Below are 7,228 nucleotides of genomic sequence, written 5' to 3' on the forward strand. Positions count from 1 at the left end.
ACCGCCATCGGCTGGCGCGAGTTCTTCGTCGATCCGCGCCTGCAGCGGCTGATCGAGATCGCGCTGAAGAACAACCGCGACCTGCGCGTGTCGGTGCTGAACATCGAGGCGGCGCGCGCGCAGTACCAGATCACGCGCGCGGGCCTGTTCCCGACGCTCGATGCGACGGGTACCGGTAGCCGTCAGCGCCTGCCGAATGCGCTGTCGGTGGCGCCGGGCCGGAACATCACGACGACCTACAACGTCGGCCTGTCGGCGTCGTGGGAACTCGACCTGTTCGGCCGCGTGCAGAGCCTGAAGGACCAGGCGCTCGCGCAGTATCTGGCGACCGCGTATGCGCGGCAGGCGTCGGAGATCTCGCTGGTGTCGCAGGTGGCCGATCAATACCTGACGCTGCTGTCGACCGACGATCTGCTGAAGGTCACGGAGGACACGCTGAAGACCGCGCAGGCGTCGTACGACCTGACGAAGCTGCAGTTCGACAACGGCACGGGCTCCGAGCTCGAGCTGCGTCAGGCGCAGACGGTGGTCGAGCAGGCGCTGGCGAACCAGCAGGCACAGGCGCGTGCGCGTGCGCAGGCGCTGAACTATCTGGTCCTGCTGATCGGCGAGCCGCTGCCGGACGATCTGCCGGCGGGCATGCCGCTCGACGCGCAGAACCTGCTGACGGACGTGCCGGCTGGCCTTCCGTCCGACCTGCTGACGCGTCGCCCCGACGTGATGCAGGCCGAGCAGTCGCTGCTGGCGGCGAACGCGAACATCGGCGCGGCTCGCGCGGCGTTCTTCCCGAAGATCTCGCTGACGGCCGCGTTCGGCACGGCGAGCCCGACGCTGGGCGGTCTGTTCAAGGCCGGCACGGCGGCGTGGTCGTTCGCGCCGAACATCGCGCTGCCGATTTTCGAGGGCGGCTCGAACATCGCGAACCTCGATCTTGCACACGTGCAGAAGCGCATCGAGATCGCGAACTACGAGAAGGCGATCCAGTCGGCGTTCCGCGACGTGGCGGACGGGCTGGCCGCACGCGGCACGTACGACCAGCAGATCGCGGCGCTGGAGCGCAACGAGCACGCGCAGCAGCGACGTTTCGACCTGTCGGACCTGCGTTACAGGAACGGTGTCGACAGCTACCTGTCGGTGCTGACCGCGCAGACGGACCTGTACACCGCGCAGCAGACGCTGATCAATGCGCGTCTGGCACGGTGGACCAACCTGGTCAACCTGTACCGTTCACTGGGCGGCGGGTGGATCGAGCGGGCCGGCGAGACGCCGCGCGCGCCGGATGCACCGGTCGACTACGACAAGGCGGCTGTTCCGGCGCCTGCGTCGGCGGCGGCGACGAACGGGTAAGCGCACGGAAGGGCAGGCGCGGTCTATCGTGCTTGCCCTTCGAACCGGCTGTATGCGGAAACGAAAACGCCACGGACGAAAGTCCGTGGCGTTTCTTTTTACGAAGCTGCCTGCGTTGGCAGCGACGTTACGTTAGCCTTGCTTCGCCCAAAGCGTGCGGCCGAGGAACGTCAGCGTGCGATCCCATGCGATTTGCGACCACACCGGATCGAACTGCGTACCGGCGATGCGGCCGGGGCCGACGGCCGTTTCATTGGCGAACGCGTGATGCGCGAGATAGCGATGGAATTCGATACCGACCTTCGCATCGGTCAGCTTCTTCTCGAGCGCATCGACCTGGTCGATCGTAAAGAACGCGTCCTGCGTGCCCCAGTGGCCCATCAGCGGCACCTTGAGCTTCGCCGGATCGATGTAGTCGAGCGGCGGCAGGCCGTACCACGTGACGCCCGCGTCCGCATCGGCGAACTGCAGCGACAGCAGCGTGAGTGCGCCGCCCATGCAGTAACCCGTCACCGCGACACGCGACGCAAGCGTCTTCAGATATGTCACGGCGCCCGGAATGTCCTGCGAGGCTGCATCGCCGAAATCGAGCCCGGTCATCAGGTGGTGCGCTTCCTCTTCCTCGACCGTCGATTTGCCGCGATACAGGTCGGGCACGAGCGCGAAGTAGCCGCAGCGCGCGAGGCGATCCGCGACGCCGCGGATCTGGTCGTTCAGCCCCCACCATTCCTGGATGACGACGACAGCGGGTGCGCCTTCGGTCTTTGCCGGCGTAGCGAGATAGCCTTGCAGTTCCTGGCCGTCCGGGCGTCGAAACGTGATCATGGAACCGGATGTTTGAGACATGAAACCGCTCCTTTTCGAAAAATGCGATGAGTGTCGCATCGGGGCCGGCCTGCGGGCGCGGCGACGTTCGGGCAAGCCGGGCGTCGTGGTTGCGCTCGCGTTCGTTTCGGCCGACGCCGACCACGCGGCCATTCTATGCGTAAACACCGGCTGCCGGCGTGAACGGCGCCGCGCGGCACGCGATCTGCAAGTTTGCCTCGATCGAGGGGGGCGGTCCGTTCCGGAAGCGGACGACCGAAAAGCAAACACCCCGCCCCGATGAACGGGAGCGGGGTGTTTCGTTTGCCGCGCGCGTATCGGAATACGCGGGCGTGTGTCCGGCTTACTGGCCGAAATACACGGAGTCGCGGCCTTCCTGCTTGACCGCGATCGCGCGGCCGGCGCGCACGCCGGCGGCGGCTTGCGCGCCGTAGCCGGTCTCATCGGCGTTCGTCACGCGGGCCTGCGCGGTCTGCAGCGCGCGAGGGTAATACTGGTCGGAGACTTCGGGCTTGTAGCCGGCCTGTTCGAGCTGGACGAGTTCCGCGCGCACTTGGGCACGCGTCAGCTGGCCCGACGGGTTCGATTGTGCGAATGCGCCATACGAGGCGGACAGGGCGGTTGCGGCGACGACTGCGTAGATGAACGACTTCATGATGACCTCCGGTTTCATTGATTTCGCGCTTCGCTTGTTGCGTTCAGCGGTTGATTGCATCGTAGCGATCACGTTACCGGTCGGAAATACGCGTTCCAGCGAATAATTATTGCAACTGGGTAAACGATCTGGGCAGGTGGGTGTTTCGTCTGATGATTGCCGGGCTATCCCGCGGTTGATCAGGACCTCGGACGAGGTTTCCAGCGACGCGCTGTCGTCGATCGGCCCGTGGCCTGACCGCACGACGATCAATTGGATCGGATGCCGAAGTATTTGGGCGGGGTGGTTGACGTCGTTCACGCCGAATCGCGCGCACGCTGTCGCGTCACTCGGCCAGGACTGCCTGCCGTTTCCTGTATTCGGACGGCGTGATTCCGACGTGCCGGGTGAACGACCGCCTGAGCGTATCGACATTCGCGAAGCCGCATTTCGCGGCGACCTGTTTCGGCGTGTCGTGGCCGTTTTCGAGCAAGTGGCGGGCGGCCGAGATGCGGGTCGCCTCGACCCAGGCGGCCGGCGTCATGCCGACTTCCGCGCGGAACAGCCGCGCGAAGTGGCGCGGGCTCATGCCCGCATGCTTCGCCATCTCCGCCACCGAATGCTCGAGTTCCGGATTCGCCGCGATCCAGCGCTGGACCTCCTGCAGTACCGAACGCCCGGCGGGGCGCGCTTCGCCCTTGCGGCTGAACTGGAGTTGTCCGCCCGGGCGCTTGAAGAACATGACCAGTTGCGCGGCGACGCGCCGTGCGATCTCGCGGCCGAGATCTTCCTCGACCAGCGCGAGCGCGAGATCGAGCCCGGCCGTGACGCCGGCACCGGTGCGCAGCTTGCCGTCGCGCACGTACAGCGCGTCGGCGTCGACGGCGAGCGACGGATAGGCTTCGGCAAGCGCGTCGGCGGCAGCCCAGTGCGTGGTCAGGTGACGCCCTTTCAGCAGACCGGTGGCCGCGAGGATGAACGCGCCGGTGCAGATCGAGCCGTAGCGCTTGCTCTGCACGGCCGCCGCGCGCAGCCACGCGAGGACGTCGGTGCGCAGTGCGATTCGGCCGGCGCTCGGCGCGCCGGCGACCAGCAGCGTGTCGATACGCTCAGGAATGTCGGGGACGATCCAGTCCGGCAGCAACTGCGCACCGGACGAACTGCGGATCGGGCCGGACTCGCTCGCAATGATCCGCAACGTATAGAACGGCTTCCCGCATTCGGCGTTCGCTTGCGCGAAGACGTCGAGCGGTGCGGAGACGTCGAGCAGTTGAACGCCCGGAACGGCGAATATTCCCACGACCTTCGGCATGATCGATTGTGTGTTGTGTCGAACGTGACGGGTAGCAGTATAGGGGCGCCGACGGTGCATGTGACGGGTGAGGGCGCCTGTTTCCGGCGTTCTTCCTGCCGTTCGGGAACAGTGTCCGTCCGTCGCGCAAAATGGCAGGATTTGACGTAACACGTCTATTGGAGACAGCTATCGAACTCCGGAGAATCAAGGGTGTTTTCAATGGAGGTCGATCATGACTGAGAACGTTGCAGGCATCACCATTCCCGATAGCCAACTGGCGCGCGAGATCACCGAACTCGTCCGCGATACTGCGTCTCCGCTGCTGTTCCATCATTCCAGCCGCGTCTTCTATTTCGCGGCGCTCGCGGGCCAGCGGCGCGGCCTCAAATACGATCCCGAGCTGCTCTACTGCGGCTGCATGTTCCATGACATGGGGCTCACGCACGAACACAGCAGCGCGTGCGAGCGTTTCGAAGTGGACGGCGCCAACGCCGCCCGCGATTTCCTGAAGGGCAAGGGCATCTCGCAGCAGGATATCGATGTCGTATGGACTTCGATCGCGTTGCATACCACGCCGGGTATCCCGCAGCACATGCACCCGGTGATCGCGCTCGTTACCGCGGGCGTCGAGATGGATGTGCTGGGCCTGACGTATCCGGAATACAGCGACGTCGAGCGCGAGGCCGTCGTCCGTGCGCATCCGCGTACGCCGCACTTCAAGGAAGACATCATTCAGGCGTTCTACGACGGGATCAAGCACAAGCCGGACACGACGTTCGGCAACGTGAAGGCCGACGTGCTCGCCGACAAGGATCCGCATTTCCATGCCGGCAATTTCTGCAGTGTGATCCGGTCGTCCGCTTGGGCCGGCTGATTGCTCGCGGTGTAGCGCACGATCGCGGGTACGGGGCGGAGATCGTGCGCGCAACGTGAATCGCGGTTCCTTGATGATTGAGGCGTGCGGTCGTGCATGGCCAATCGCACGTTCGAATGCCGCCCCACGCGAACGGCGCGATGGTCGGCGGCAATGCCAACATCCAGACGGTCAGCCCTGGCTGCTGTAGGGCATTCGGCTGATCGAGACGCTTGCGCATTTCGATCGCGAAGTGATCCCGAAGCAACACATCGACAACTGCTCGAAGTCCGATCCGGCTCATGGGACGGGCATCGCGGCGGTGCTGGCGCCACTGGCGGTAGCGTCGCAGTGAGCGGGGTGGATTGGCGTCGCGGCTCAGGCCGCATCGCCGGCAGAAAAGTACCCGTTTATGGGAGTGCGGTCCGTTGCGCTGCCGGATTTTCAATCGATACGAGTGTTCCAATGGCTTCCACGCTTCATGACGTACCGGATAGCCCCTGTGTCGGCGTGTGCTCGACGCTGTTCGACGATGTCTGCAAGGGATGCGGACGAACGGCCGACGAGGTCTCGCACTGGGTGTTCATGAACGACGACGAGAAACGCGCGATATGGGAGCGCCTTCGGCGCGAGGGCACGGCGATGCGTTTCCATCGGGACGGACGGTGAATGGCCAGAAGCGGCGCTCCTTCCGGACGACGGGGGCCGCGCTTGGCGAACATCTCCCTGTCCTGGGTGAACCCCTCGGCCTTGTCTGGAAGGATGAGGGGGAGGAATGAGAGCAAATGAAACCAGTAAAAAAAGTTGTTACGTGACAACCGTATGATGCTGGGCCTGACTTTATATACTGAATAATTGCATCCCATCACCCAGGCGAATCTTCGATTCGCGACCACAGCAACTTGCCGCCAGACAGGCGGGGCATAGTCGCTCCGGCCTTCGCAGAGGCCTTGATGAGCGCCACTGGCGCACGCTCTATCCGGTTCCCGCAAGTTTTTGGCAAAACGCCTATAATGATTGGGCAAATTGCCGGGAGAAGTCATGAGCACCATTGCTTTTCATCCTTCGGGCGTCGCGCATCCGCGTCAGGCCGAATTCACGATTCTCGAACAGCTGCTGGCGATCCGTGTCCGATCGGGGGCCGATCTTGCCGAGCTGGCGAGCGCACGCGTCGACGTCTCGGTGATCGACCGGTTGTCCGAGCGCGGGCTGAAATCGGACGAACTGGCCTTCATCATTCCGCGCCGCACGCTGAGCCATCGTCGCCAGGCGCACGAACGCCTGTCGCCGGAGGAATCCGACAAGGCGATCCGTCTCGCGCGCATCGTCGCGCAGGCGACGGCCACGTTCGGCGACCAGGACAAGGCGATGGCGTGGCTGCGCAACGGGCTCCAGCGCTTCGGCGGCCGCACGTCGCTCGACATGGCGAGCACCGAGCATGGTGCGCGGCTCGTCGAGGAAGTCCTCACGCAGATCGACGAGGGGTACTTCGCTTGACGACGCTGTGGCGGATCAGCAATTTCGCCGACCTGAAAGGCATCGGCGGGTTGCGCGCCGGCGGGCGCTGGCATTTCGCCGGGCAGCCCGTCGTGTATCTCGCCGAGCATCCGGCGCTCGCGCTGCTCGAGACGCTCGTTCATTTCGAAATCGCCACGGTCGCGCAATTGCCGAGCGGATACCAGTTGCTTCGTATCGAGGTGGCTGATTCAGTCGATATCGCCGAAATCGCGGAGGGCGATGCGCCGGACGACTGGCGAACCCACGTCGACTGGACCCGCAGCGCCGGCACCGAGTGGCTGCTCACGCAGCCGAGCGCGCTGCTGCGCGTCCCGAGCGTCGTCGTGCCGCACGCGCACAACTACCTGCTGAATCCGCTGCATCCGGCCGCCTCCGAGGTCCGTATCGCCGAAGTCATGCAATCGCCGTACGACACCCGGATTCTGCGGTTGATCCAGTCGAAGCCGGGCGAATAGGGCGCCGGACGGCACGCGGCCCGCGTCAGTGCGGGATCAGCGCTCGTGTGCGGCGCGATCCGCGGCCGCATCGCGCGGCAGCGTCTGCCGGATGCGCGTGACCGTTCGCGTACTGACGAGACCGAGCATCGCACTGACGTCGGCATGTGCGTGGCCGGCGAGCAACTGGCGGCGCGCATACGTATTGCGCAGCACGCGCGGGCTCAGGTCCGCCGCGTGGAAGCCGATCGCGGCCAGCGCGTCGCGCACCACGAGCAGCAGGAACATGTCGTTCATCGCGCCACCGCCGCGCGGCGCGGGAA

At 65.1% G+C, this 7,228-nt stretch carries 9 protein-coding genes and 1 pseudogene; 6 read left to right on the forward strand and 4 right to left on the reverse strand.

The window, feature by feature from the left end; all coding sequences use genetic code 11:
* A partial coding sequence (locus JYJ84_RS23810; RefSeq protein WP_205189535.1) for an efflux transporter outer membrane subunit occupies positions 1 to 1,347 on the forward strand: 1,347 nt, incomplete at its 5' end.
* Between the two features lie 132 nt (positions 1,348 to 1,479).
* Here JYJ84_RS23810 and JYJ84_RS23815 read toward each other — a convergent pair.
* The gene (locus JYJ84_RS23815; protein WP_122950245.1) at positions 1,480 to 2,193 is read right to left on the reverse strand and encodes a dienelactone hydrolase family protein; all 714 of its coding nucleotides are present in this window, start codon (positions 2,191 to 2,193) and stop codon (positions 1,480 to 1,482) included.
* Between JYJ84_RS23815 and JYJ84_RS23820 the strand changes: the two genes are divergently transcribed.
* Positions 2,192 to 2,455, forward strand: coding sequence for a hypothetical protein (locus tag JYJ84_RS23820; RefSeq protein WP_164462907.1), 264 nt, complete (start codon positions 2,192 to 2,194; stop codon positions 2,453 to 2,455). The genes JYJ84_RS23815 and JYJ84_RS23820 overlap by 2 nt on opposite strands.
* A 60-nt stretch (positions 2,456 to 2,515) precedes the next feature.
* On the opposite strand, the gene JYJ84_RS23825 is transcribed toward JYJ84_RS23820, so the two are convergent.
* Both JYJ84_RS23825 and JYJ84_RS23830 read right to left on the reverse strand, forming a co-directional pair.
* Positions 2,516 to 2,827, reverse strand: a complete 312-nt coding sequence (locus JYJ84_RS23825; protein ID WP_043185856.1) for a DUF4148 domain-containing protein — start codon at positions 2,825 to 2,827, stop codon at positions 2,516 to 2,518.
* Between the two features lie 325 nt (positions 2,828 to 3,152).
* Positions 3,153 to 4,118 carry a GlxA family transcriptional regulator gene (locus tag JYJ84_RS23830; protein ID WP_175223609.1) on the reverse strand — a complete coding sequence of 322 codons (966 nt, stop codon included), beginning with the start codon at positions 4,116 to 4,118 and terminating at the stop codon, positions 3,153 to 3,155.
* A 214-nt stretch (positions 4,119 to 4,332) separates the two neighbouring features.
* Here JYJ84_RS23830 and JYJ84_RS23835 point away from each other — a divergent pair, with 214 nt between their 5' ends.
* From JYJ84_RS23835 to JYJ84_RS23850, 4 genes are all read left to right on the forward strand, one after another.
* Complete coding sequence (locus JYJ84_RS23835; protein ID WP_122950247.1) at positions 4,333 to 4,974, forward strand: HD domain-containing protein; 642 nt, start codon at positions 4,333 to 4,335, stop codon at positions 4,972 to 4,974.
* Between the two features lie 444 nt (positions 4,975 to 5,418).
* Entirely contained in the window at positions 5,419 to 5,622 is a 204-nt protein-coding gene (locus tag JYJ84_RS23840; RefSeq protein ID WP_174962290.1) for a DUF1289 domain-containing protein, read from the forward strand.
* A 372-nt stretch (positions 5,623 to 5,994) separates the two neighbouring features.
* Positions 5,995 to 6,450, forward strand: a complete 456-nt coding sequence (locus JYJ84_RS23845; RefSeq protein ID WP_031403156.1) for an antitoxin Xre/MbcA/ParS toxin-binding domain-containing protein — start codon at positions 5,995 to 5,997, stop codon at positions 6,448 to 6,450.
* Positions 6,447 to 6,926, forward strand: coding sequence for an RES family NAD+ phosphorylase (locus tag JYJ84_RS23850; protein ID WP_122950249.1), 480 nt, complete (start codon positions 6,447 to 6,449; stop codon positions 6,924 to 6,926). Before JYJ84_RS23845 ends, JYJ84_RS23850 begins: the two co-directional genes overlap by 4 nt.
* Before the next feature lie 36 nt (positions 6,927 to 6,962).
* Here JYJ84_RS23850 and JYJ84_RS23855 read toward each other — a convergent pair.
* Positions 6,963 to 7,228: pseudogene (locus tag JYJ84_RS23855) on the reverse strand (site-specific integrase); the annotation flags it as partial.

The organism is Burkholderia sp. LMG 13014 (genome assembly GCF_905232215.1).
GTDB lineage: Bacteria > Pseudomonadota > Gammaproteobacteria > Burkholderiales > Burkholderiaceae > Burkholderia.

Coding starts and splice junctions, on each gene's coding strand:
- JYJ84_RS23815 (WP_122950245.1), bottom strand. CDS start 2,193: ATGTCTCAAACATCCGGTTCCATGATCACGTTTCGACGCCCGGACGGC.
- JYJ84_RS23820 (WP_164462907.1), top strand. CDS start 2,192: ATGAAACCGCTCCTTTTCGAAAAATGCGATGAGTGTCGCATCGGGGCC.
- JYJ84_RS23835 (WP_122950247.1), top strand. CDS start 4,333: ATGACTGAGAACGTTGCAGGCATCACCATTCCCGATAGCCAACTGGCG.
- JYJ84_RS23845 (WP_031403156.1), top strand. CDS start 5,995: ATGAGCACCATTGCTTTTCATCCTTCGGGCGTCGCGCATCCGCGTCAG.
- JYJ84_RS23825 (WP_043185856.1), bottom strand. CDS start 2,827: ATGAAGTCGTTCATCTACGCAGTCGTCGCCGCAACCGCCCTGTCCGCC.
- JYJ84_RS23840 (WP_174962290.1), top strand. CDS start 5,419: ATGGCTTCCACGCTTCATGACGTACCGGATAGCCCCTGTGTCGGCGTG.
- JYJ84_RS23830 (WP_175223609.1), bottom strand. CDS start 4,118: ATGCCGAAGGTCGTGGGAATATTCGCCGTTCCGGGCGTTCAACTGCTC.